At 65.0% G+C, this 24252-nt stretch carries 23 protein-coding genes; 12 read left to right on the top strand and 11 right to left on the bottom strand.

Annotated features, from left to right (window positions below; genetic code table 11):
- Positions 1–18: 18 nt before the first annotated feature.
- The gene (locus tag IVB13_RS37360; RefSeq protein ID WP_247455814.1) at positions 19–327 is read right to left on the bottom strand and encodes a hypothetical protein; all 309 of its coding nucleotides are present in this window, start codon (positions 325–327) and stop codon (positions 19–21) included.
- A gap of 194 nt (positions 328–521) precedes the next feature.
- Between IVB13_RS37360 and IVB13_RS37365 the strand changes: the two genes are divergently transcribed.
- The 3 genes from IVB13_RS37365 (at position 522) to IVB13_RS37375 (ending at position 3575) form a co-directional block, all read left to right on the top strand.
- Positions 522–911 carry a response regulator gene (locus tag IVB13_RS37365; protein ID WP_247455813.1) on the top strand — a complete coding sequence of 130 codons (390 nt, stop codon included), beginning with the start codon at positions 522–524 and terminating at the stop codon, positions 909–911.
- A gap of 523 nt (positions 912–1434) precedes the next feature.
- Positions 1435–2352 (top strand): SDR family NAD(P)-dependent oxidoreductase, encoded by a 918-nt coding sequence (locus IVB13_RS37370; protein WP_018459211.1) that lies wholly within the window; start codon positions 1435–1437, stop codon positions 2350–2352.
- Positions 2349–3575, top strand: a complete 1227-nt coding sequence (locus IVB13_RS37375; RefSeq protein ID WP_256465007.1) for a TIGR03862 family flavoprotein — start codon at positions 2349–2351, stop codon at positions 3573–3575. Before IVB13_RS37370 ends, IVB13_RS37375 begins: the two co-directional genes overlap by 4 nt.
- A 9-nt stretch (positions 3576–3584) precedes the next feature.
- On the opposite strand, the gene IVB13_RS37380 is transcribed toward IVB13_RS37375, so the two are convergent.
- Positions 3585–4802, bottom strand: coding sequence for an MFS transporter (locus IVB13_RS37380; RefSeq protein WP_247369237.1), 1218 nt, complete (start codon positions 4800–4802; stop codon positions 3585–3587).
- A 91-nt stretch (positions 4803–4893) separates the two neighbouring features.
- Between IVB13_RS37380 and IVB13_RS37385 the strand changes: the two genes are divergently transcribed.
- Positions 4894–5796 carry a LysR family transcriptional regulator gene (locus tag IVB13_RS37385; protein ID WP_247369239.1) on the top strand — a complete coding sequence of 301 codons (903 nt, stop codon included), beginning with the start codon at positions 4894–4896 and terminating at the stop codon, positions 5794–5796.
- On the opposite strand, the gene IVB13_RS37390 is transcribed toward IVB13_RS37385, so the two are convergent.
- From IVB13_RS37390 to IVB13_RS37400, 3 genes are all read right to left on the bottom strand, one after another.
- The gene (locus tag IVB13_RS37390; RefSeq protein WP_247492551.1) at positions 5797–6876 is read right to left on the bottom strand and encodes an alanine racemase; all 1080 of its coding nucleotides are present in this window, start codon (positions 6874–6876) and stop codon (positions 5797–5799) included.
- 64 nt (positions 6877–6940) lie between these two features.
- Positions 6941–8746, bottom strand: a complete 1806-nt coding sequence (locus IVB13_RS37395) for an ATP-binding cassette domain-containing protein (protein ID WP_247369245.1) — start codon at positions 8744–8746, stop codon at positions 6941–6943.
- Between the two features lie 8 nt (positions 8747–8754).
- On the bottom strand, positions 8755–9252 hold the full coding sequence (locus IVB13_RS37400) for a YaiI/YqxD family protein (RefSeq protein WP_018459205.1): 498 nt from the start codon (positions 9250–9252) through the stop codon (positions 8755–8757).
- Positions 9253–9393: 141 nt separating this feature from the next.
- Here IVB13_RS37400 and IVB13_RS37405 point away from each other — a divergent pair, with 141 nt between their 5' ends.
- The gene (locus tag IVB13_RS37405; RefSeq protein ID WP_247492553.1) at positions 9394–10194 is read left to right on the top strand and encodes a hypothetical protein; all 801 of its coding nucleotides are present in this window, start codon (positions 9394–9396) and stop codon (positions 10192–10194) included.
- A gap of 167 nt (positions 10195–10361) precedes the next feature.
- Here the strand turns inward: IVB13_RS37405 and IVB13_RS37410 are convergent, their stop codons facing one another.
- Positions 10362–12734: a xanthine dehydrogenase family protein molybdopterin-binding subunit gene (locus tag IVB13_RS37410; RefSeq protein ID WP_247492555.1), complete on the bottom strand. Its 2373-nt coding sequence runs from the start codon at positions 12732–12734 to the stop codon at positions 10362–10364.
- Between the two features lie 210 nt (positions 12735–12944).
- Here IVB13_RS37410 and IVB13_RS37415 point away from each other — a divergent pair, with 210 nt between their 5' ends.
- Both IVB13_RS37415 and IVB13_RS37420 read left to right on the top strand, forming a co-directional pair.
- Positions 12945–14012, top strand: a complete 1068-nt coding sequence (locus tag IVB13_RS37415; protein ID WP_026233757.1) for a Ppx/GppA phosphatase family protein — start codon at positions 12945–12947, stop codon at positions 14010–14012.
- Position 14013: 1 nt separating this feature from the next.
- Positions 14014–14712 (top strand): RlmE family RNA methyltransferase, encoded by a 699-nt coding sequence (locus tag IVB13_RS37420; RefSeq protein ID WP_018459201.1) that lies wholly within the window; start codon positions 14014–14016, stop codon positions 14710–14712.
- On the opposite strand, the gene IVB13_RS37425 is transcribed toward IVB13_RS37420, so the two are convergent.
- Complete coding sequence (locus tag IVB13_RS37425) at positions 14709–16199, bottom strand: MFS transporter (protein WP_085362189.1); 1491 nt, start codon at positions 16197–16199, stop codon at positions 14709–14711. The genes IVB13_RS37420 and IVB13_RS37425 overlap by 4 nt on opposite strands.
- A 378-nt stretch (positions 16200–16577) precedes the next feature.
- On the opposite strand from IVB13_RS37425, the gene guaB reads away from it, so the two are divergent.
- The 3 genes from guaB (at position 16578) to IVB13_RS37440 (ending at position 19744) form a co-directional block, all read left to right on the top strand.
- Entirely contained in the window at positions 16578–18068 is a 1491-nt protein-coding gene (guaB, locus tag IVB13_RS37430; RefSeq protein WP_007609139.1) for an IMP dehydrogenase, read from the top strand.
- Between the two features lie 212 nt (positions 18069–18280).
- A complete protein-coding gene (locus tag IVB13_RS37435) occupies positions 18281–19303 on the top strand; it encodes an NADP-dependent oxidoreductase (protein WP_085352852.1) in 1023 nt (340 codons plus the stop codon).
- 150 nt (positions 19304–19453) lie between these two features.
- Complete coding sequence (locus IVB13_RS37440; protein ID WP_026233756.1) at positions 19454–19744, top strand: hypothetical protein; 291 nt, start codon at positions 19454–19456, stop codon at positions 19742–19744.
- Between the two features lie 16 nt (positions 19745–19760).
- Here the strand turns inward: IVB13_RS37440 and IVB13_RS37445 are convergent, their stop codons facing one another.
- Both IVB13_RS37445 and IVB13_RS37450 read right to left on the bottom strand, forming a co-directional pair.
- The gene (locus IVB13_RS37445) at positions 19761–20603 is read right to left on the bottom strand and encodes a metallophosphoesterase (RefSeq protein WP_085352853.1); all 843 of its coding nucleotides are present in this window, start codon (positions 20601–20603) and stop codon (positions 19761–19763) included.
- A 70-nt stretch (positions 20604–20673) separates the two neighbouring features.
- On the bottom strand, positions 20674–21345 hold the full coding sequence (locus tag IVB13_RS37450) for an acriflavin resistance protein (protein WP_085352854.1): 672 nt from the start codon (positions 21343–21345) through the stop codon (positions 20674–20676).
- 168 nt (positions 21346–21513) lie between these two features.
- Here IVB13_RS37450 and IVB13_RS37455 point away from each other — a divergent pair, with 168 nt between their 5' ends.
- Together IVB13_RS37455 and IVB13_RS37460 are read left to right on the top strand one after the other, a co-directional pair.
- Entirely contained in the window at positions 21514–21936 is a 423-nt protein-coding gene (locus IVB13_RS37455; protein WP_026233755.1) for an MAPEG family protein, read from the top strand.
- Between the two features lie 34 nt (positions 21937–21970).
- Positions 21971–23269: an RsmB/NOP family class I SAM-dependent RNA methyltransferase gene (locus IVB13_RS37460; protein WP_247406367.1), complete on the top strand. Its 1299-nt coding sequence runs from the start codon at positions 21971–21973 to the stop codon at positions 23267–23269.
- A gap of 133 nt (positions 23270–23402) precedes the next feature.
- Here IVB13_RS37460 and IVB13_RS37465 read toward each other — a convergent pair whose 3' ends face one another.
- On the bottom strand, positions 23403–23612 hold the full coding sequence (locus tag IVB13_RS37465; RefSeq protein WP_007592195.1) for a cold-shock protein: 210 nt from the start codon (positions 23610–23612) through the stop codon (positions 23403–23405).
- 259 nt (positions 23613–23871) lie between these two features.
- Positions 23872–24204, bottom strand: a complete 333-nt coding sequence (locus tag IVB13_RS37470; RefSeq protein WP_085362172.1) for a DHCW motif cupin fold protein — start codon at positions 24202–24204, stop codon at positions 23872–23874.
- Between the last annotated feature and the right edge of the window lie 48 nt (positions 24205–24252).

Raw genomic sequence — 24252 nt, forward strand, 5'->3', positions numbered from 1 at the left:
CCAACCTTGCGGGCGTGGTCACCGCCGGACTGCGGTCTCCACAAACTCCTGCACAGAACTTGGCACGTCATCGTACTCGACAAAACGGCGACGCAGCTCGTCGGCAATATCTACCGTCACGTCGCGCGACCAGCCCTCGGCGGTATTGAACGCGACGATCCGCACCGGATGACTATATTGGTCTTCCAAAAGGCGGCGGAGAAGCGATGCGCGGTCACTGTCTTTTTCGTCAGCCTCGCACCAGGCGCGCCCGAAGCTGCCAAAATCGTTCAGCACAAGATAGGTGTCGTGATCGACATGCGGCACGATGGAGGGGGAGCGAGGCATACACAGCAACTCCTGTTGGAGCGAAGAGGAACTTTACCGTGTTCCGGCCTTCCTGCGTAGGGGCGCACTCGGAAATTTAGAGGTATATCAAGCGGATAAGCCCCGACAGGCCCAAGCTGCTGCTTGGCGGTAATATCTTCCGGAACAAGTGTTCACTTTGTAACTTAAGCTAAGGGTTTCAGGGGAAGTTAGGTGTGAAAGAGTTGCTGCCGGTCGTTCTCGTCGTCGAAGACGAGCACGCTGTTCAAGGGTTCATCGAGGACGCACTCAGCGAGGCCGGCTTTGGCGCCGTATCCTTGTCATCAGGCGAAGAGGCGCTGACGATACTCAGCGCCGACAAAGACAAGTTTCGCGCTCTGCTGACGGATGTCAATCTGGCGGGTCGATTGAGCGGTTGGAAGGTCGGCAAGCGCGTGCGCGAGATCAAGCCCGACATGCCGGTGATCTACATGACTGGTGTCTCGGGCGACGAGTGGCCTTCTCACGGCGTGCCGGGCAGCATCCTTCTCACCAAACCGTTCGCACCAGTTCAGGTCGTCACCGCCGTCGCTCAGCTTCTGAACGCTGCCTCGACAAAACCATAGGCCCGTATTCCCGCCTATTGGCGAGAAGCAATTGTTCGAAATCGTCGTCGTCGTCGTTCATTCTGGTTTGTCATCAGCGCGAGCGCTAGCAATTAGTTCCTTGGGTTCCGTCAAATCCAAGGTAACGGTTGGGGCTACTAGAGCCAGTCCCGCTTGATACGTCTTTACAAGCTGCTTCCTCTCTTTGTCGAACGAGATAGAGCCAATCAGAACCGCGTCGGCAACTTTGGGCTGGCGTTCAACCAAGGCAAGGTAGTTCTTGCGCGCAAAAGAGATGACGACTCGCCGCAATGGATATGCACGGCCATCCTGCCTGACGATGATTGCGGGTAACGCGCGTAGGTCTGAGCCAGCCTTGCCATTTCATCCCCGAGGCCGAAGCATCGATTTCGCACGGCGGAGGGAACCACGCGCAAGGGACACCATGCGGACGCCGCTCTTGGTTTCCCTCGTGCGATCAAATAGTTAGCTAAGGGCTCGTTCTCCCACAAGGGGAGAAGGGAAGACAGCACAAGGAAGCACAATGGCAATCAGGTTCGACGGACGCGTCGCCATCGTCACCGGCGCGGGCAATGGTTTGGGGCGCGCGCATGCGCTGGGATTGGCAAGCCGCGGCGCGAAAGTCGTGGTCAACGATTTCGGCGGCGCGCGCGACGGCAGCGGCGGCTCGCTGTCGCCGGCGGAGACCGTTGTCGAGGAGATCCGCAAAGCGGGCGGCACCGCCATGGCCGACGGCGCCGACGTCTCGAATTTCGAGCAGGTCACCGCGATGGTCGAGCGCGCCACCAAGGAGTGGGGCAGCGTGGACCTCTTGTGTGCCAATGCCGGCATTTTGCGCGACAAGTCGTTCGGCAAGATGGAAGCGGCCGATTTCCAGAAGGTGCTCGACGTGCACCTCGTCGGCACCTTCTATTGCTGCAAGGCGGCCTGGGCCGGCATGCGCGATCGCAACTATGGCCGCATCGTCCTGACGACGTCGTCCTCCGGCCTCTACGGCAATTTCGGCCAGGCCAATTACGGAGCGGCCAAGTCCGGCATGGTCGGCCTGATGAACGTGCTGGCGGAAGAAGGCCGCAAGAGCGACATCCGCGTCAACATCATCTCGCCGACGGCAGCGACCCGCATGACGGAAGAGCTGCTGCCGCCGCAGGCGCTGCAGTTGATGAAGCCGAACGCGATCACGCCCGCGGTCGAGTACATGCTGAGCGAGGACGCGCCGACCCGCACCATCATGGGCGCCGGCGCCGGCTCGTTCGCGGTGATCAAGATCGTCGAGAGCGAAGGCATCAACCTGCCGGAGTCCGAGTGGACCCCGGATGCGGTCGCGGCGCATTTCGCCGAGATCAGCGACATGTCAAAAGCGAAGGCGCTGCAGGGAGCTTTCGAGCAGACGCAGAAATACGTGGCGCAAGCCGCTGCGCGCGCCGGGGTAAAACTCTGACAGCGGTCGCCGTCATCGGCGCCGGCCCTGCCGGTCTGATGGCGGCCGAAGTGCTCGTGCAGGGTGGTGCTCGCGTCACCGTCTACGATTCGATGCCGTCCGCTGGCCGCAAATTCCTGATGGCCGGCCGCGGCGGGCTCAATCTCACCCACAGCGAACCGCTGCCTCAGTTCATCACGCGCTACCGCGAGGCGGCGCAGAGGTTGCAGGCTGCGATCGAAGCGTTTCCGCCTGACGCGCTGCGCGCCTGGAGCGAGGCGCTGGGCGAGCCGACTTTTGTCGGCTCCAGCGGGCGTGTGTTTCCGAAGGCCTTCAAGGCCTCGCCCTTGCTGCGGGCCTGGCTGCGACGCCTCGATGCCGCCGGCGTGCACTTTGCGTTTCGCCAGCGCTGGATGGGCTGGGACGGGGACGGACGACTGGTCTTTGACCCACCCGGCGGCGGAGACGGCATCGCCGCGGACGCGATAGTGCTGGCACTCGGCGGCGCCAGCTGGCCGCGACTGGGCTGCGATGGCGGCTGGACGACGATCCTGGCCGACAAAGGCGTTGCGATCTCGCCGCTGCGGCCGGCGAACTCCGGCTTCACCGTCGCATGGTCCGAAATCTTCCGCACGCGCTTCGAGGGCCAGCCGCTCAAGGGCATCACGCTCTCCTTCGGCCCACACCGCGCCCGCGGCGAGGCCATGATCACAAGCGGCGGGATCGAGGGCGGGACGATCTATGCGTTGTCGGCCGAGCTGCGCGAGGCGATCGCAGCGAACGGCGCAGCGGTCCTGCACGTCGCGTTGCGGCCGGATGTCGATCATGGCGAACTCGTCAAGCGCCTGTCCGCCTCGCGCGGCAAGCAATCCTTCTCCAACTTCCTGCGCAAGGCTGCGCAGCTGTCGCCGGTCGCGGTCGGGCTGCTGCAGGAGGCCACCATCGGTGCTGGCCAGTCGTTGTCGGCAATATCGGCCGAGCGATTGGCGGAGCTCATCAACGCCGTGCCGGTCAAGCTCACACGCGTCGCGCCGATCGCGCGCGCGATCTCCAGCGCCGGCGGGATTTCCTTCGATGAACTCGACTCGGACTTCATGATCCGCAAACTGCCGGGCGTGTTCGCGGCCGGTGAGATGCTGGACTGGGAGGCGCCGACCGGTGGCTATTTGCTCCAGGCCTCGTTCGCGACGGGAGCTGCGGCGGGCAGGGGTGTGTTGCGACGGCTCGTCCAACTGTCGTCCTGACCATCCGCATCATGACGTCCCGGTCCGGGTTGCGAGATCCGTGAGGAGGCCGAGCACGCCGAAGCTTGCCGCCACCGCGCAGACCATCGTCCAGCCGCCAAAACTCCAGGCCAGCGATGCCGCCGCCGCGCCGATGCCACCGCCAACGAAGAACAGCGCGACGAACAGGCCGTTCATGCGACCGCGGGCCTCGGGGCGCAACAGGTTGATGGCGCGGCGGCCCAGCGTCTGATCGGTGGTGATGCCGACGTCGAGCAGGATCGTGCCGAGGCTGAGTACCAGCAGACCGGTGATCTGGGATTCAAGCACGCTCGCCCAGGCACAGAGCGCAAGCGAGCCGATGATGAGCAGATGGGCGGCAAAGAACATCGGGCGCGCCCGGCCCTTGTCGCCCCAGCGTCCCGCGATCGGTGTCGCCGCGGCGCCCGCCACACCGATCAGCGCGAAAGCCGCAATTCCCTTGGCGTCGAGGTCGAACGGCGCATCCGGCAGCCGCAGCGCGACCGCCGACCAGAACGCCGTGAAGGAGGCCATGACAAGCGAGGCGGTCCAGGCCCGCACGCGCAGCACCGGCTCTTCGCGCAGCAGTCTTGGAAAGGACAGCAGTAAATCGGCGTAACTCGCGCGTGCCGACGGTCGAAGGGTTGGAAGGTAACGGGCGAGTGCGCCGGCAAGCAGGGCCATCAGAGCGGCCGAAACGACATAGTAGGCGCGCCAGCTCCAGAGATCGGCGATCATGCTCGCCGCAGGTCGTGACAAGAGGATGCCGATCATCAATCCGCCCATCACCTCGCCGATGGCCTGACCGCGGCGATCCGGCGCCACCATAGATGCGACCAGCGGAACCATCATCTGGATCGCCGCGCAACAGGCGCCAAGGATGAAGGTGGCGAGCAGCAGGAGCGAGGGCGTCGGCGCGAGCGCCGTCGCGAGAGCGGCGAGGATCGCGCAGCCGAGTGTGCGGAGGATGACAAGCCGGTTCTCGACCAGATCGACCAGAGGTACGAGCAGCAGCAGGCCGAGTGCGTAGCCCAGCAAGGTCAGCGTGCTGATCAGCCCCGCCTGCCACGCCGGCATGGACATTGACCGGCCGATCAGGCCGAGCAGGATCTGCGGCGCGAACAGATTGGTGACGACGACACCGGCGGTGATCGCGCCGAGCCAGATCAGGGGCCGCTCGGCGAGCTGGTTTCGGGACGCGGGCCTGGCGGTTTCGGAGATAGTCATGGGACCTCGCAGCTGTGGCGCGGGACCCTTTAAGCGGAGCGAGCAATATGCTACAATTCAAATAAGCCGATAAAGAATATGCGGGTTTGTTATGAATACCCATGACCTCGTCGCTTTCGTCGCCGTAGTCGAGACCGGATCGATTGTCGCAGCTTCGGCGCGTCTCAATCTCACCCAGCCTGGCGTGACCCGACGCATCCAGAATCTCGAGGAGATGTTGGGGGCGCAGCTTCTGGATCGGCTCTCGAAGCCCCTGAAGCCGACGGCAGCGGGGCATGAGGCCTACGAGCAGGGCAGGCGCCTGCTCAGGATGCTGGACGACCTCAAGTCGGGCGTTGCCAGCGACGGAATGGTCCGCGGCGAGTTCAGGCTCGGCCTGACGCCGTTTCTCTCGGAAGCGGGCTTGACCGCACCACTCGATGCGGTGCGCGCCGAATTTCCCGCGCTGGCGGTGCGGGTGGTCTCCGGTTGGTCGCCGAACCAGCTCGAGCGTGTCTGCCGCAACGAGCTCGATGCAGCCGCGATTTGTCTCCCCGACGGTGCAGTGCCGCCCGCCGATCTGGCGGCCGACGATCTCGGCGCGCAGCCCGTCGTCTTCGTCGTCGCACGCGAGATGAAGATCCCGCGCACCGTCGACCTGGAACGGCTGTCCCAACTGTCGTGGGTGATCAACCAGGACGGCTGTGGATTTCGCGATACGCTGAAGCGAAAATTCGATGCCTCGCATCTTCCGTTCAACATCGCCGTCGAGGCGCTGGACAGTGAGCTCCGCCTGTCGCTGGTGTCGCGCGGCCTCGGCGTCGGGCTGGTCACCCCGATCGCCCTCAAGCGTAGCCCATTTCGCGACAGGCTCAAGCCGGTCGCTGCGCGCGACTTCAAACCCGCCGTGCGCGCATGGGTGGTGCATCGCGCCCCCGCCGGTCGGCTGGAGCGGCCGATCAAACTCTTTCGCGATGGATTGGTCCGGGAACTCGAGGCACTGATCGGGGGCTAGCTATCGCAGCTTCCCCCGTGCCGCCACCGGCAGCGTGCCGATGATCTCCTCGCCGCGCACCATCACCACTTCGTCCATCATGTTGACGACGACGCAGACATGATTTGGCACGACCCGCACGACGTCGCCGACGTTAGGCCGGGTGTTGCTGCGGGAGAGGTCGAGGAAGCCGTGCTCCTCGGCGAAGCGTGCGATCTTCGCTTCGGGGTGCTCCAGGATGAGGCCGTGGCCGTCGAGGCCGCCGGTATCCGTCGTCAGAGTCTTTGAGCCGGCGTCCAGAATCCCGCGCTCAGGCGCGGCGCGGCTGACCACGGTCGAATAGATGTGCAGCGCGCAGTCGTCCCAGGTGGCGACGCCGGCCGCGACCTGCATGCGGTCGTTATAGATGTAGGTGCCGAAGCGATGCTCGGTGCCGCCCTTGAGCTTGCCGAGGTTCTTCAGGTTCGGCGTGCCGCCGGTCGAGACGATTTTTGCATCCAGCCCGTGTGCGCGCACGCCGGCCAGAGCTTCGTCATAGAATTTTTGGGTGTCCGCCCAACCAGTCTCGGTCGGATACAGCATGAAGCCGGCGAATTGCAGGCCCTTGGATGCGGCAATCTCCTGCGCCAGTGCAATCGCCTCGGCGGGCGTCTCGACGCCGGCGCGCTGGCGGCCGGTATCGCATTCGACCACGACCGATAGCGGTCGACCTGAGGCTGCGGCGGCCTTGGGCAGGCCGGCGACGACGGTCGAATTGTCAGCGGCGACCGTCATGTTGGCCTTCGCCTGCAGCGCCCCTAACCGCGCCATCTTCTCTTCGCCGAGCAGGTTGTAGCTGATCAGGATATCGTCGATGCCGGCATTGGCCATGATCTCGGCTTCACCGAGCTTCTGGCACGTGATGCCCTTGGCACCGGCCGCGATCTGCATCTTCGCGATGGTGGGGTTCTTGTGCGTCTTGACGTGGGGACGGTTGGCGATCCCGGCGTCGTCGCAAGCCTTCTGAATCCGCGCGATGTTGCGCTCTACCTTGTCCATGTCGATAACGGCGCAGGGCGTGCCGTATTCGCGGGCGATCTTGGCGGCAAGGGTCGTTGTCATGGAAGTCTCTGAGTTGGCGCGCATCCCGTTTGCAAAAGCGGTGCCCACTTTTGCGGAATGCACGCTAGGCCTGTTCAATCTCTTCGCGCCGCACTTCGAGCTCCAGCCATTTGTCCTCGGCCTCGGCCAGTTCCTTTTGCGCCTTCGTCAGAGCGTCGGAGGCCTGGTCGAAGCGCTTGCGATCCTTGCGAAAGAGATCGCGGTCGTCAAGGAAGCGCTGCTGCTTGGCGATCTCGGCCTGCAGCTTGGCGATGGTCTTGGGCAGCGTCTCCAGCGCGTGTTGCTCGTTGAAGGTCAAGCGTCGTCTCGCGACGCCGGACGGCACGGCTGATCGCTGCTCTCTCGTCTCTTCGACGGCCTTCGCGGTCGCGCGCTTCACGTCGGCGCCGCGCTGGGCCAGCATGTCGGTATAGCCGCCGGCATATTCGAGCCAGCGTCCGTTGCCCTCGGGCACGATCACGGACGTCACCACGCGGTCGAGAAAATCGCGATCGTGGCTGATCAGAATCACGGTGCCCTCGTAATCGCTGAGCATCTCCTCGAGGACGTCGAGGGTCTCCAGGTCGAGGTCGTTGGTCGGCTCGTCCAGCACCAGGAGGTTGGAGGGTTTTGCCAGCGCGCGTGCCAGCATCAGCCGGCCGCGCTCACCGCCCGACAGCACCTCCAGCGGCGTGCGCATCTGTTCCTGGGCGAACAGGAAGTCCTTCATGTAACTGACGACATGCTTCGGCTTGCCGCCAACCATGACATGGTCGCCGCGGCCGCCGGTCAGCGCCTCGGCCAGCGTCGTCTTCGGATCGAGACTTTCACGATGCTGGTCGAGCGTCGCCATCTCGATGTTGGCGCCGAGCCGTATGCTGCCGCTGTCCGGTGCGCTGCCGCCGGTCAGCATCTCGATCAGCGTGGTCTTGCCGGCGCCGTTCGGGCCGACGATGCCGATGCGATCGCCGCGCTGGACGCGGATCGAGAAGCCGTCGACGATCTTTCGCTCGCCATAGGACCGGCTGATATTCTTGGCCTCGATGACGAGCTTGCCGGACTTGTCGGCCTCGGCAGCCGCGAGGTTGGCGTTGCCCGTCGCGCCGCGATGGGTGCGGCGCTGGTCGCGCAGCGCGTGGAGATTGCCGAGTCGCTTGACGTTGCGCTTGCGGCGGCCCGAGACGCCGTAACGCAGCCAGTGCTCCTCGTTGACGATCTTGCGGTCGAGCTTGTGCTGGTCGCGCTCTTCCTCCGCGAGCACCTCGTCGCGCCAAGCCTCGAAGGCACTGAAGCCGCGGTCGATCTGCCGGATCTGGCCGCGGTCGAGCCAGGCGGTGCTGCGCGAGAGATTGCCGAGGAAGCGCCGATCGTGGCTGATGATCACCAGCGCGCAGCGGCGGCTCTCCAGTTCACTCTCCAGCCATTCGATGGTCGGAAGATCCAGATGGTTGGTCGGCTCATCCAGCAGCAGGATGTCGGGCGAGGGCGCCAGCACGCGTGCCAGCGCGGCGCGGCGCGCTTCGCCGCCGGAGACATGCGCCGGATCTTCTTCGCCGCTGAGACCGAGCTGCTCGACCAGATAGCGCGCCTGATAGTGGTCGTCGCCAGCATTGAGGCCGGCCTCGACATAAGCGAGCGTGGTGGAGAAACCGGAAAAATCCGGCTCCTGCGGCAGGTAGCGAATGGTGGCGCCGGGCTGCACGAAACGGCTGCCGCCATCCGGTTCGACCAGGCCGGCGGCGATCTTGAGCAGCGTCGATTTGCCGGAACCGTTGCGGCCGATCAGGCAGACGCGCTCGCCGGTCGAAACCGACAGTTCGACGCCCGCCAGGAGCGGCGTGCCGCCAAAGGTCAGCTTGATATCGCGCAGTTGAATCAGCGGTGGCGCCATGCGGTGTCTCAGTCCTGTCTTGTTGCGGCCTGGTCGGCGCGGCGGCGCTGAATGCGGCGGATGGTCTGGTCGAGCGTCGACAGAAACGTCGAGCGGTCGCGCGGTGAATACGATTTCGGACCGCCGGTGACTTCGCCGGCCGAGCGCAAATCGGTCATCAGGTTGCGGACCGCGAGCGTCATCCCGATCGATTCCTCGGTGAACGCCTTGCCGTTGGACGCGATCACATCGGCGCCGGCCTTCACGCAGCGGCTTGCGAGCGGAATATCCGAGGTAATGACGATGTCGCCGGGCCCGGCGCGTTCCGCGATCCAGTCATCGGCTGCGTCCATGCTGGCACCAGCGGCGATCCGCTCGATGAGTGGATCCTGGGGCACGCGGATGAAATTGCCCGCGACCACGCTCACGGGCAGGCCGTGCCTGCCGGCGACGCGATAGATCTCGTCCTTCACCGGACAGGCGTCGGCGTCGACATAGATACGGGTGGTGTTTTGAGGGTTCGTCATGGTCCGTAGATGGGGCTTGCGAAGCGGTTCCGCAGCAGCCGCGTGGTACCCCATTCGGGCCGCAAAGGCGAGGGGATTGACCCCGGTTCCTCAGGGCCTACGATCGGGCCGAAACAACAAGAAATTGGGGAAAGCCAAGCCATGCCGAACCGGCTCGAAACCTATCGCGTCCAGGCCTACAACACGGCCAAGCAATCCGAAAACAAGATGCATGACGATGCAGTGGCGCGCCGTTTCGGGTTTTCCGGTGGGCTGGTCCCCGGCGTCGACGTCTTCGCCTACATGATGCATGTGCCGGTGGCGCGCTGGGGCCGCGATTTCCTGTCGCGCGGGCTGATCGAGGCGCGTTTCATCAAGCCGGTCTATGACGGCGAGACCGCCGACGTCGATGCGACCGAGCACAACGGCCTGCTCACCATCGAGGTGTTCAGCCGCACCGAGCTGTGTGCCACCGGCACGGCGTCGCTGCCGGCGATTGCGACTGCGGTATGGTTGAGCGACTATGTCGAGGTCCCCGCGATTGCCGAGCGCAAACCGGTCAGCCCGGCAACATTCGAGACCGGCAAATGGCTGGGCACGACACCGCGCCGCTGGGCCGGGCAGGATGCCGCCGACTATCTCGCCGACATCCGTGAAACCGATCCGATCTTCGCGGGCGGGGGGCTCGGCCATCCCGGCCTGATTCAGCGCGTCATGAACCGCGTGCTGGTGGACAACACGATCCTCGGCCCCTGGATCCATGTCGGCAGCCGCATGCAATTGCTGTCAGCCGCGCGCGCCGGCGACGAGATCACCGCGCGGGCAAAAGTCACCGCGAACTACGAGAAGAAGGGCCACCGCTTCGTCGAGCTCGACGCGCTGGTGGTCGCCAACGGCACGACGCCGCTGGCGCACTGCCAGCACATCGCGATCTACCAGCCGCGCGAGCAGGCGGCGGCTTAGGCGGCATGTAAGGGGCGCAGCGCGTCCTCACCCTCGCTGTCATTCCCCGCGAAGGCGGGGAATCCAGTACGCCGCAGCCTATCGGTCAATCGCTTCCGTCTCGGAGTACTGGATCGCCCGGTCGAGCCGGGCGATGACAGTCTGCTTGTGGAGGCAGAAGGGCAGCCCTACGCCGCTTTCCCCTTCGCATCCTGGATCGCGCGCCACACGCGTTCCGGCGTCAGCGGCATGTCGATGTGCTTGATGCCGTAGTCGGAGAGCGCGTCGATCACCGCGTTCACGACCGTCGACAGGCTGCCGGCGCAGCCGGCTTCGCCGCAGCCTTTGCTGCCGAGCGGATTGGCCGTGGCCGCCACCGGGTGGTCGCCGACCGTCATGTTCGGAACGTCCTCGGCGCGCGGCAGAGCGTAGTCCATCAGCGAGCCCGTGATCGGCTGGCCGCTCTCGTCGTAGCGGACGTGCTCCATGAGAGCTTGGCCAATGCCCTGGACGACGCCGCCATGGAGCTGGCCTGCGACCAGCAGCGGGTTGATCACCGTGCCGAAATCGTTGACCGCGCTGTAGCGCACGATCTGCACGACGCCGGTCTCAGGGTCGATCTCGACCTCGGCGACATGGCAGCCGTTCGGGAAGGCTGACGGCACCGGTTCGCTGGTGTGATCGACGTCGAGGCTGTCGGGCACGCCCTCCGGCATCTTGCCGTCGTGCAGGCGCTTGGCGAGCTCCATGATGTCGATGCTGCGGTCGGTGCCGGCGATCGTAAAACTGCCGCCTTCGAATTCGATGTCGGCTTCGGATGCCTCCAGCATGTGCGCGGCGGCGCGCTTGCCCTTTTCGATCACGAGCTTGGCGGCGCCCACGATCGCCATGCCGGTCGCGGTGATCGAGCGCGAGCCACCGGTGCCGTTGCCGGTGTGGACGATGTCGCTGTCGCCCTGCACCAGCTTGACGCTGTCGAAGGGAACGCCGAGCTGCTGGCAGAGGACCTGCGCGAATGCGGATGCGTGGCCCTGACCGTAATCGAGCGTCCCGGTGATGAGCTGCACCGAGCCATCGGGATCGAACACGATCTTGCCGAGCTCGACGCCGGGAGGTGCGGTCACCTCCAGATAGGAGCCGACGGCGATGCCACGCAGCTTGCCGGACTTCTTGCTCTCCTTCTTGCGCTTGGCAAAATTCTCGTGGTCGGAGATTTCGAGGGCCTTGTTGAAGACGGCCTGGAAGTCGCCGCTGTCATAGGTGACGCCGGAGGACGCGGCGAACGGCATCTGGTTCTGCTTGATGAAGTTGCGCTTCCGCAGGGTCAGCCGGTTGATGCCCATCTCGTCCGCGGCGCGGTCGATTAGCCGCTCCATGTAGTAGTTGGCCTCGGGCCGGCCGGCGCCGCGATAGGCGCCCATCAACGTGGTGTTGGTCAGCACCGTCTTGATGTCGACGGCCATCAGCGGCGTGCGATAGACGCTGGAAAAGTTCTTGCTGGTGTTGAGCGAGAGCGGGCTGGGCGCAACGCCGGTGATGTAGGCACCGAGATTGCCGTAGCCCGAGAGCTTGGCGGCGAGGAAATGCCCCTCGGCATCCAGCGCGAGTTCGGCGTGAATTTTCTGCGCACGGCCGTGGCTGTCGGACAAGAAGCTGGTCGAGCGTTCGTCCAGCCATTTCACCGGCCGTCCCAGCGTCTTTGCCGCGTACAGGATGCACATGTATTCGGGGTAATTGATGTTCTTCATGCCGAAGGAGCCGCCGACATTGGCGGTGAGAATGCGCACATTTTCGTTCGGCACTTTCAGGTTCTTGGCGAGATTGGCACGGTTGCCTGCCACCCCCTGCGTGGGCACCTGAAGAGTGTAGCGCTCGGTCTTCTTGTCATAGGAGGCAAGGCCAACGCGTGGCTCCATCGAGACCACGGCGACGCGGGTGTTCTCGATGTCGACCTTGGTCACGTGAGCAGCACTGGCGAAGGCCGCGTTGACCTTGTCGGTGTCGCCATAGTGGTAGTCGAGCGCGACATTGTTCGGGATGTGGTCGTAGAGCTGCGGCGCGCCGGGTTTTGCGGCTTCCTCGGGATCGGTCACCGCCGGCAGCGGCTCGATGTCGAGTTCGACCGCCTCGGCCGCGTCGCGCGCCTGGGCCAGCGTCTCCGCCACCACGAAGGCGACGGGATCGCCGACGAAGCGGACCTTGTCGGTTGCGAGCGGCTGGCGGTTGGTCTGGAGCAGGGGCGAGCCGTCACGGCTCTTCAGCGGCAGGCCGCAGGTGAAGGGGCCGTAGCCGGCCGCATCGAGGTCTTTGCCGGTCCACACCCCGAGCACGCCCGGCATTGCTCTGGCTGCATCGATGTTGATGCCGCGAATGACGCCATGGGCATGGGTCGAGCGAACGATCACGGCATGGGCCTGGCCGGGCAGGTTGAAATCGTCGGTGTAGCGGCCCTTGCCGCGCACCAGGGTATCGTCCTCCTTGCGGCGGACCGGCTGCCCGACGCCATATTTTTGCAGTGCAATAGCGTTTTCGAGCGTGGAGGATTTGGTGTGTTCTTGCATGGAATTGACCTGAAAAGCCGGCAAATGCGCGGTTTGGGGGGCGCCTGGGGTCCGGACCCCTCAAAAATAACCCACCGGCCCGCTCACGACAACGCACGAATGGGCATGGTCCCATGTGATGCGTTGTTGCGCAGGATTGGTGCGCTGCTAATGTTTCAGGCGAAAAAGCAATTCCAGATCGGCCTAACCGGCCGCGGAAAGACAGTTTGTATGAATGACCACACGCGGCTCCGCGACGGCCTTGCGCCGCACGGTGAGCTGGGGTCGATGGCGGCGGCGTTCGCCACTGAACCGGCCGTCGGCGCGCAAGCGCCGGGAACCGGCGTCTACGCGGCGCTCGACCTCGGCACCAACAATTGCAGGCTCCTGATCGCCTGTCCGACCCACGACGGCTTTCGCGTGGTCGATTCCTTCTCGCGCATCATCCGGCTCGGCGAGGGCGTCTCGGCAACCGGGTGCATCAGCGAGGCCGCGATCGAACGCGCCATCGTGGCGCTTGGCATCTGCCGCGACAAGATCAACCTGCGCAAAGCGCGGCGGCTGCGGCTGATCGCCACCGAAGCGTGCCGCGCCGCCTCGAATGCCGAAGGCTTTCGCAGCCGCGTCGCTGCCGAGACCGGGATCGAGCTCGAGGTAATCGACCGCGAGACCGAGGCGGCGCTTGCCGTGCTCGGCTGCTCGCCGCTGGTCGATCCCAGGGGGCGCGGCGCAATCCTGTTCGACATCGGCGGCGGCTCGACTGAGCTGGTACGGATCGAGCGCGACGCCGCAAATCCGGAGCCGCGCATCAAAGCCTGGATGTCGATCCCGTTCGGTGTGGTCACGCTTGCCGAGCAGTTCGGGGGCCGCGACGTGACGCCCGAGATCTACGCCGCGATGGAGCGCGAGGTCGCCCATCACATCGCGCCGTTCGCCGAACAGCATGGCGGCGATCTCACTGATATGCATCTGCTCGGCACGTCAGGCACTGTGACGACGCTCGCCGGCATCCATCTCAACCTCGCGCGCTACGACCGCCGCCGCATCGACAGCGTCTGGATGAACGATACCGACGTCACCGCGACCATTAACAAGCTGCTTGGCATGAGCTACGAGGAGCGCGCCGCGAACAGCTGCATTAGCGTTGAGCGCGCCGATCTCGTCCTGGCCGGCTGCGCCATCCTCGACGCGATCCGCCGCGCCTTTCCGCTGCCACGCCTGCGCGTCGCCGACCGGGGCTTGCGCGAAGGCATGCTGGTCGAGATGATGCGCGAAGACGGCGCGCTCAGGAGCTGGTGAGATGGTCAAGGACACCACCGGCCGTTTGCACGTCCAGGTCAAGACCCACGGCAAGCGCAAATTGTCGTCGAAGCTCTGGCTGGAGCGGCAGCTCAACGATCCCTATGTGGTGAAGGCGAAGGCGCTGGGCTATCGCTCGCGCGCCGCGTTCAAGCTGCTCGAGATCGATGACAAATACCGGCTGCTGAAGCACGGCATGGCTGTGGTCGATCTCGGCGCCGCGCCGGGCGGCTGGAGCCAGATTGCCGCCAAGCGCGTCGGCTCGGTCGACGGCAAGGGCAAGGTCATCGCGATCGACCTGCTCGAAATCCCCGAGATTGCCGGCGTCGAGTTCGCGCAGCTCGACTTCATGGACAATGACGCGCCGGACAAGCTCAAGGCCATGCTCGACGGCGGCGCCGACATTGTCATGTCCGACATGGCTGCCAACACCACCGGTCATCGCAAGACCGACCAGCTTCGCATCGTCGGCCTGATCGAGACCGCTGCCGCGTTCGCCTGCGATGTGCTGAGGCCGGGCGGGACCTTCCTGGCGAAGGCGTTCCAGAGTGGCGCCGACGCCGAACTGCTCGCCCAGCTCAAGCGCGATTTCGCCACGGTGCGTCACGTCAAGCCGGCCGCAAGCCGTGCGGATTCCTCGGAGCGCTACGTTCTCGCGACGGGATTTCGGGGGGCTCGCAACGACGAGGTGGAGCACTAGCCCAGCCGCTGATCCCGCACATCCTGCGTATCCTCGGTCGCCGCCTTGACGGCCGCCTTGGCCGCGCCCTTGCCGGCACCTTTGCGGCTCGCGATCTCCACCGCTTTGCGGCCGGAAACTTCGTGGCCGGCATCGGCGGGCATCTGCCAGAAGAACCAGCTCGACGCCGCCGAAGTCAGGGCGATCACGAGAAAGGCCGGCGCAAACACGGTGGCGTCGAGCTCGCTGACGTGGCTGAACCACATTGTCGTCTCCACGGAGGCGGCGCCGACCGCGACGCCGGCCGAGACCGCGAGCTGCTGGTTGACGCTGACGAGCGTGGTGGCGCGGCTCATCTGCGCCTGCTCGACCTCGGCATAGGCCACCGTGTTGATCGCGGTGAACTCGAGCGAACGGAAGAAGCCGCCGACCACCAGGATGATCATGATGATCAGCAGGGGCGTCGTCACGGTGAAGAGGGCACAGGCGGCCAGGAAAACCGCACTGATGATCGCGTTCACCGTCATCAGGTTGCGGAAGCCGAAGGCGCGGATGATGCGCGCGGCCAGCGCCTTCATGCCCATGGCGCCGAGCGAGGAGCCAAACGTGACGAGGCCGGACTTGAACGGCGAGAGGCCGAATCCGATCTGCATCAGCAGTGGCAGCAGGAACGGTAGCGCGCCGATGCCGAGCCGAAACATGAAGCCGCCGAGAACGGCCGCGCGCAGTGTCGGCAGCCTCAGCAGCGTAAAGTCCAGCACCGGCGACCCCGTTCGCCGCGCGTGAAGGACATACAGCGACATCGAGATCGATCCGCCGACGACCAGGGCAGCAACCGTGCTCCATGGCAGCAGATTGAGTCCGGCGACCGACAGCCCGAAGGCGATGCCGGCGAGCCCGAGGCCCGCGAGCACCATGCCGTAGAGGTCGAACGGCTCTCGTTCCTCGCTTTTGATGGGATCGATGAAGCGCAAGGCCATGAAGATGCCGAGCAGCCCGATCGGGATGTTGATCAGGAAGATCCAGTGCCATGACGCGTAGGTGGTGATGAAGCCGCCGAGCGGCGGCCCGATCACGGGGCCGATCAGGGCAGGGACCGTCACCCACGCCATCGCGTTGACCAGCGCGCTCTTGTCGACCGACCGCAGCAGCACGAGGCGCCCGACCGGCGTCATCATTGCCCCGCCCATGCCTTGGAGGATGCGCGCGAACACGAAATCGGTGACCGATGTCGAGAGCGCGCAGCCGACCGAGCCGACCATGAACACGCCGACGGCAATCGCAAACACCAGGCGCGCGCCGAACCGGTCGGCGGTCCAGCCGCTCGCCGGGATGAAGACCGCAAGCGACAGCAGATAGGAAGTGATCGCGAGCTTGAGCGTCAGTGGGCTGGTGCCGATGTCGGCCGCAATCGCGGGCAGCGACGTGGCGATCACCGTCGAGTCCATGTTCTCCATGAAGAGAGCAGTGGCTACGATCAGCGGAATGATGCGTTGCTTGTCGACCATGACGGATTGGTAATGGACATCGGGAACGAAGGGCGAGAATTGCGGCTTATCACCGCCACTGGGCCGCGACCATTGCGGATCGACGCATAGCACCTAAATCCCGCGTGACCCCAAGCGGGTGCGCCCTGCGCCGGAGATCGATGATCTGCCGTTCGCCAGTACGTGCCGCCGCGAAGGCTATCCGCCGCCGAACTTGCCCAAAAAAGCCTGTGCATGGCTGGCCGGCGGTCCGAATTGCTTTGATTCGTCGCCCGCCCGTGCTATCGACCCGCGTCAACCCCACCGATGGGCTCCGATTCTCCGGCGTTGCCGCAAGGTACGCCGAGGGCGGCGCTCATCCATAGCTATTTGCGGCAGGGCCGCGGAAGGAGTTGGCACATGGCCACGGTGCAACAAGGCATTCGCGAAGCCCTCACGTTCGACGACGTGCTGCTGAAGCCGGGCCTGTCGGACGTCATGCCGGGCGAGGTCGACATCCGCTCCCGCGTCACCCGCGCCATTCCGCTCAACATCCCGATCATGGCCTCCGCCATGGACACGGTCACCGAAGCCCGCATGGCGATCGCCATGGCGCAGGCCGGCGGCATCGGCGTCATCCATCGCAATTTCGATCCCGAAGGGCAGGCTGCCCAGGTGCGGCAGGTCAAGCGCTACGAGTCGGGCATGGTGGTGAACCCGCTCACGATCAGCCCGGACGCCACGCTGGACGACGCGCTCAAGCTGATGAGCGATCACGGCATCTCCGGCATTCCCGTCGTCACCGGTGCGGGCAAGTCCACGCCGGGCAAGCTGGTCGGCATTCTCACCAACCGCGACGTCCGCTTCGCCACCGACCGCCAGCAAAAAATCTCCGAGCTGATGACCCATGAAGGTCTCGTCACGGTGCGCGAGAATGTCAGCCAGGACGAGGCGCGGCGGATGCTGCATCAGCATCGCATCGAGAAGCTGCTTGTGGTCGACGAGCAGTATCGCTGCGTCGGCCTGGTCACCGTGAAGGACATGGAGAAGGCGGTCGCCCATCCGCTGGCCTGCAAGGACGCGCAGGGCCGCCTCCGCGTCGCCGCCGCCACCACGGTCGGCGATAGCGGCTTCGAGCGCACCGAGCGGCTGATCGATGCCGGCGTCGATCTCGTCGTGGTCGACACCGCGCACGGCCATTCCCGTCACGTGCTCCATGCGGTCAACCGCATCAAGCGCCTGTCCAATTCCGTGCAGGTCGTTGCCGGCAACGTCGCGACCTCGGAGGGTGCGCAGGCGCTGATCGATGCGGGCGCGGACTGCATCAAGGTCGGCATCGGCCCGGGCTCGATCTGCACCACTCGCATCGTCGCCGGCGTCGGCGTTCCCCAGCTCACCGCGATCATGGATGCGGTCGAGGCGGCGAAGAAGTCGGACATCCCCGTCATTGCCGACGGCGGCATCAAGTTTTCCGGAGACCTTGCCAAAGCGCTCGCTGCCGGTGCCGACATCGCGATGGTCGGCTCGCTGCTCGCCGGCACCGACGAGACGCCCGGTGAAGTGTTCTTGTGGCAGGGCCGCTCCTACAAGGCCTATCGCGGCATGGGCTCGGTCGGCGCGATGGCGCGCGGCTCGGCCGACCGCTACTTCCAGCAGGACATCAAGGACACGCTCAAGCTCGTGCCCGAAGGCATCGAGGGCCAGGTGCCCTACAAGGGCCCGGTCGGCAACGTCATGCACCAGCTCGCCGGCGGCCTGCGCGCCGCGATGGGCTATGTCGGTGCAAAGGACATGAAGGACCTGCACGACAAGGCCCAGTTCGTCCGCATCACCGGCGCGGGCCTGCGCGAAAGCCACGTCCACGACGTCACCATCACGCGCGAGGCGCCGAACTATCCGGGCGGGGGTTAGGCTCGCGGCTGCGCGTTGGAATTGCCCAAATGACGGTGTCATGCCCCGCGAAGGCGGGGCATCCACTACGCCGCGGCCTTTCGGCTCTACCACGACCCTCTCGGATTACTGGATCGCCCGCGGGCGATGACAGCGAGAGTGTGCTTTTGTGTTGACGTGCTCCGCTCCCTCCGCTTCCGTTCGCGCCGAAGCATAATCAGGAGGAAGCCATCATGTCCCAAGGCAAACGCATCGTTCTCGCCGCGCGTCCCGTCGGGGAGCCAAAGCCGTCCGATTTCCGCATCGAGGAATTCGCGGTTCCTACGCCTGCCGCAGGCGAAGTCCTGCTGCGCACGATCTGGCTCTCGCTCGATCCCTATATGCGCGGGCGCATGAGCGACGGTCCGTCCTACGCGACGCCGGTGCCCGTCGGTGGTGTGATGGAAGCCGGTACGGTCTGCGAGGTCGCAGCCTCCAACAATCCAAACTTTGCCAAGGGTGACATCGTGCTCTCGCGCGCGGGCTGGCAGACGCACGCGATCTCCGACGGCAAGGGGCTGAACAAGATCGACCCGAAGCTCGCGCCGATCTCGACGGCCGTCGGCGTGCTGGGCATGCCCGGCATGACCGCCTACACGGGCCTGCTCGATATCGGCAAGCCGCAGCAAGGCGAGACCGTCGTCGTCGCCGGCGCCTCCGGCGCGGTCGGCTCGGCCGTGGGACAGATCGCGAAGATCAAGGGCGCACGCGCGGTTGGAATCGCCGGCGGCAAGGACAAATGCGATTACGTCGTGAAGGAGCTCGGCTTCGATGCCTGCATCGATCACCGCGATCCCGATCTGGCCGCGAAGCTGAAGGACGCCTGCCCGAAGGGCATCGACGTCTATTTCGAGAATGTCGGCGGCGCCGTGTTCGAGGCGGTGTTCCCGCTGCTCAATGCGTTTGCGCGCGTACCCGTCTGCGGCCTCATCGCCCACTACAATGACACTGAAGCGAAGCCGCCGAAATGGGCCGCCAGCATGATGCGCGCGACCCTGACCAAGCGGCTGACCTTCCGCGGCTTCATCGTCTCCGACTTCGCCTCCCGCCATGGCGACTTCCTGCGCGACATGTCCGGCTGGGTCCGCGAGGGCAAGGTCAAGTACAAGGAGTTCGTCACCGAGGGCCTGGAGAGCGCGCCCGAAGCCTTCATGGGGCTTCTCAAGGGGGCCAATTTCGGCAAGCAGCTGGTGCGGGTCGGGCCGGACAAAGCTTGATCGGCCGCTCTCGCCCCCTCGGGGGCCGGGTATGGTTAACAAAGAGTGACTGATCGGCCACACCCGCCCGTAAAAGCCGCAGGTGTGACCGTCGGTTCATTGACGGGCTCGCGAAGGCATTGAATCATTGCGCATATTTCAGGTGCGATGATGTTAGAGCTTGTTGTTTTCTGCGTAATCCTGCTGGCTGCCGGTTATTGGGCGACCATGTTTGTCATGGGCCGTCGCGACGACGTCATCCATGGCAAGTTCGTCCATACCGAGGACGTGTTCGCGCAATCCGCGATGCCCACACCCACGCCGCCATTCCCCAAGCGCCCGGTCAATGCCGCGCGGCCTGCCAATGTTCTGCCCGCCAATACCGGGGCCAAACCGGTGAACAGCGACGCGCTGCAGTCCTTGCTTGCCGCGATCCAGCAGGATCTCAAAAGCGTCGCTTGAGCCGCGACTGGCGGCGCTAATGCGCACCGCCCATCTGGGCGAGCAGCTCCTCGATATCGATATCGACCTGGCCCGCGGCCCTGACGTGGCGAACCTCGAAGCCGTCGGGCTGGAAGCGGTACTCCACGAGCCCGACCTCCTTGATCGCGATCCGGTCCTGGCGCGCATCGTTGATCTTGAAGCCGGCCGACGGCGCCCAGACGTGGCGGGTGTGGCGCCAGGTAAAGTCGCGCCGCTGGTGCACGTGACCGCTGGCGATGAGGCGCAGGTCGACATGTGCAAACATCTCGATCAGCCGCGCGCGGGCCGGCTGCGGCACATAGCGGATCGACGTCTCCGGCGTCTCGGGGTCGTCGGGCCCGTTGAGAAATACCGGCTTGTGTACGAACAGCGCGACCGGCTTGCCGTTCGTGCGCGAAACTTCCGAAGCAAGCCAATCGAACTGCTCGGCCTCGAAGGCGAGCCCTGAGTTCATCACCAGCGAGTTGAGGCCGAGGAAGCACCAGCCCGCGGCCTCGAACGACCAATGGTCCTCGCCGATGATCTCGCGGAATTGCTGACGATGCGCTTCCGCGACCGGCGGCTTCGGCGCAGGGCCGATCGCGGTCGGATTGTCGCCAATGTCGTGATTGCCGGGGATGTAGCGGCAGGCGACGGGCAGGGCATCGTGCAGGCCCTTGGCGAATTCGACATCGTCGCGGCTGGTCGGCCCGTCGAACGAGACGTCGCCGGTGTTGACAACGAGATCGGGCCTATCGGTGTCGATATGCTCGCTGAGCGCCTGGAAGTTGGCGATCAGGCCAGGGAAGCGCCGGCCAAGATGGGCGTCGGAGATCTGTGTCAGGCGAAATTCGGACATGGATCGATCATAGGCCACGCCCGACGTCGGAACGATGACGGCGCGTCCGCGGTCAGCGATCGAACAAAGTTTAAAGCACGCGATAGCGGATTGTGTAGGCGTCCTGCGGCGCGACCGGGCTTGCCAGCGGCGAGGCGATGCGGTCGGCGAGGTGCCAAGGGCCGAACTGAGGGCCGAACTGAGGGCCGAACTGAGCGCCGGACTGTTCGGAGCGATGCGGCTCGGCCGGCAGGCGGAGGCGGAATTCGAAGGTGCCCTTGCCGGGCAGGTTCACGACCAGCACGCGGTCCGCAGTGCGGTGGTTGAGCGGTACCGCGCCACGCAGCACGGAGCGGCCATCACCGAGCTCCCGCACGCCCTCGACCAGTGCCAGCGTCTGGTTGCGCTCGGTATGCAGCTCGATCTGGGTGTCGGACACCGCCGCCAAGGTCTCCTTGGGCATGCGGATCTCGAACTCGACCGCGGGTTTCGAGGGATTGAGGCCGAGATAGGCCAGCGCGGCATGGCGCATGTCGTAGGCGGCAAACGCAAACAGAGCGAGGAGGGCGAGCGCAGCGAGGCCATGCCTGAGGACATCGCGCCAGGTCCGATAGCTCATTCGGAAGTAGACCGTCATCGCCAGCGCCACCGCAAGCGCGGTCGCGATGCCTGCCAGCGCCGACATCAGGATGCCGAACTGCCCGTCGGCTGACTCGGTCAAAGTGCCGGTCAGGCTGCCGATCTGGCTGAAGAGGGTGTTCATGGCGGTATCTCGCCTTGCGCCCCGAGGGGCCAAAATCGCTTTAACTGTCGACAGTTGGTCGCCTCATCGGGAACGCCGGTTCAACTCGTTGATTGTCAGGACCAGCGGTGACCGCTAATGGACGCTAGCTGTGCCTTCCGCCGGATGGGAAAATCCCGAGAAATTTCGATGTCCATTCAAATGGTTTTGCTGCCGGTCTTCGTGCAGGTCGGTCTCACCTTCGCGCTCCTGATCGCCATGGCGCTGGGACGCCGGCGCGCGCTCGTCTCCGGCGAGACCAAGAGCCGTGACATTGCGCTCGGCGAGCCCAACTGGCCCAAGGGCGCCACACAAATCGCCAATTGCTACCGCAACCAGTTCGAATTGCCGGTGCTGTTCTACGCCCTGATCGCGCTGGCGCTCCCGTTGCGCCATGCCGATCTCTTCATCGTGCTGATGTCCTGGGTGTTCGTGGTGACGCGCTTCGTCCATGCCGGAATCTTCGTCTCCTCCAACAATCTCGGGCGCCGCTCCACGATCTGGCTCGCCGGCGTGCTCGTGCTGCTCGCGATGTGGATCTACTTCGCACTGAAGATGCTCTTGTTGATCTGACGGTTAGCCGTCGGATTTGATCTGAAAGATTCAAATGACTCCCGCTGCCCGGCTGTCCGCAGCCATCGAACTGATCGACACCATCGAGAAAGACCGCGTGCCCGCGGCCAAGGCGCTGAAAGAATGGGGCACCGCGCACCGCTTCGCCGGATCCGGCGACCGCGCCGCCATTGCCGGCCTCGTCTGGGACGTGCTGCGCCGCTATGCTTCGAGCGCCTACCTGATGGATTCGGACACCGCGCGTGCTCGGCTGATCGGCATGCTCCGCCTCGAGCGCAACATGGACGCGGCGACCATGGCCGCGCTGTTCGACGGCAGCCGCTTTGCCCCCGCGCCGTTGACCGAGGCCGAGCAGGCCGCGCTCGCCTCGCGGTCGCTTGAAGGTGCCCCGGCCGCGATCGCCGGTGACTATCCGGAATGGCTGGATCCGTATTTGGCAAAAGCGTTCGGCGACGAACGCGTCGCGGAGGCGGCCGCGATGGCGAGCCGGGCGCCGCTCGACCTGCGCGTCAACACGTTAAAATCCAATCGCGACAAGACGCTGGGGGCGCTTGCTCACCTTCATGCGAAACCGACGCGTTGGTCCGCAACCGGCCTGCGCATCGAGCTTTCGGCCGATGCGCGCAACCCCGGCATCCAGGCCGAAGAGGATTTCATCAAGGGCGCCATTGAAGTGCAGGATGAGGGGTCACAGCTTGCGGCTGCCTTGACCGCGGCAAAACCCGGCGAGCAGGTGATCGATCTCTGTGCGGGGGCCGGCGGCAAGACGCTGGCGCTCGCCGCGATGATGCAGGGCAAGGGCCGGCTGATCGCGACCGACAGCGACAAGCGGCAACTTGCGCCCATTCACGAACGCCTGTCGCGCGCCGGCGTCCACAATGCCGATGTGCGCACGCCCAAGGGCGAGGCCGATCCGCTGGCGGAGATCAGCGCGACCGCCGACCTCGTCGTGATCGACGCGCCCTGCACGGGAACCGGAACCTGGCGCCGCAATCCGGATGCCAAATGGCGCATGCGTCCGGGCGCGCTGGAGATTCGCTTGCGGGACCAGACCGCGGTGCTCGATCGCGCGGTTCCGCTGCTCAAGGCCGGCGGCCGCATCGCCTACATCACCTGCTCGGTGCTCTCAGAGGAGAACGGCGAACAGGTGAGGGCGTTCACCGCCCGCCATCCCGAGTTCGCTGTGGTGCCGCCCGAGCAGACCGCGAGCGTGCTCTGGGACAAGGCCGAGGAGTTTGCGCAAGCCGCGCTGCAATCGCCGGAAGGCTGGCTGATGACGCCGCGGCGGACGGGGACGGACGGGTTCTTCGTCTCGGTCTTGAAGAAGGCATAGCCCACCCCACGACATCGCGGATGACGCGACGCCTGTCTCACCAAACAAGAACCCCGCGAACCGGAACCCGGTCGCGGGGTTTTCTAACTCGACGTTCTGCCGGTACGTCCGTGGTCAGAACGGTGCGCGGGCTTTAGCCGACGCGGAGATTGTCAGCCGAGGACTTGCCGCTGCGACGATCGGCGACGATGTCGAACGAGACCTTCTGACCTTCGTTGAGGGTCGAGAGGCCAGCGCGCTCGACGGCGCTGATGTGCACGAACACGTCCTTGTCGCCGTCATCCGGCTGAATGAAACCAAAACCCTTTTGATTGTTGAACCACTTCACGGTGCCCATAGCCATGGGAATTTCCTTTGCTTAAGAAGTTAACACGCGGACCGGTACGCACTATTGCGCCCATAGTCCTGATCAGTCGATGTTGGAGAAATCATCTGAAGCGTGCGCGCCCGTCAGCAACGAAGCGAAGCGGCCCAGTCGTTCGGCCAAGTATCGATGATCACAATATAGCGAGATTTTGGGGCCACTTCAAGGCACCACCCGCCGCTCGGGATGTCGCCGAATTTTGCTATTTTGCGGTGCAAATTAACCCTTCCGGGGCGCCTCAATCGACGATAAACAGCGTCGCCCCCGTCGTCGTCGAGGATCGGTGCGCTGCATCGCCGAAATCCGAGACCTGGTAGCTCATCCCCGCCGTGAGCTTGAACTTGCGGCCGTCGCGCAGCTCGCTGTCGAGCTCGCCCTGCAGCACGTACAGCACGTGGCCGCGGTCGCACCAATGGTCGGCGAGATAGCCCGGCGAATATTCGACCATCCGCACCCGGAGATCGCCGATGTCGAGCGTACGCCACTTGGCTTGCCCGGTCTCGCCGGGATGGACGGTCGGCTCGACCTTGCTCCAGTCGGTGACGGTGAAAGGGGAGGTGGGGAGCTTCATGATGGTGATCCTGAGGCGGCGACGGCAGTGCCGTTACTATCGGATGCT

The sequence above is a fragment of the Bradyrhizobium sp. 17 genome, from assembly GCF_023073515.1.
Taxonomy (GTDB): Bacteria; Pseudomonadota; Alphaproteobacteria; order Rhizobiales; family Xanthobacteraceae; genus Bradyrhizobium; species Bradyrhizobium canariense_D.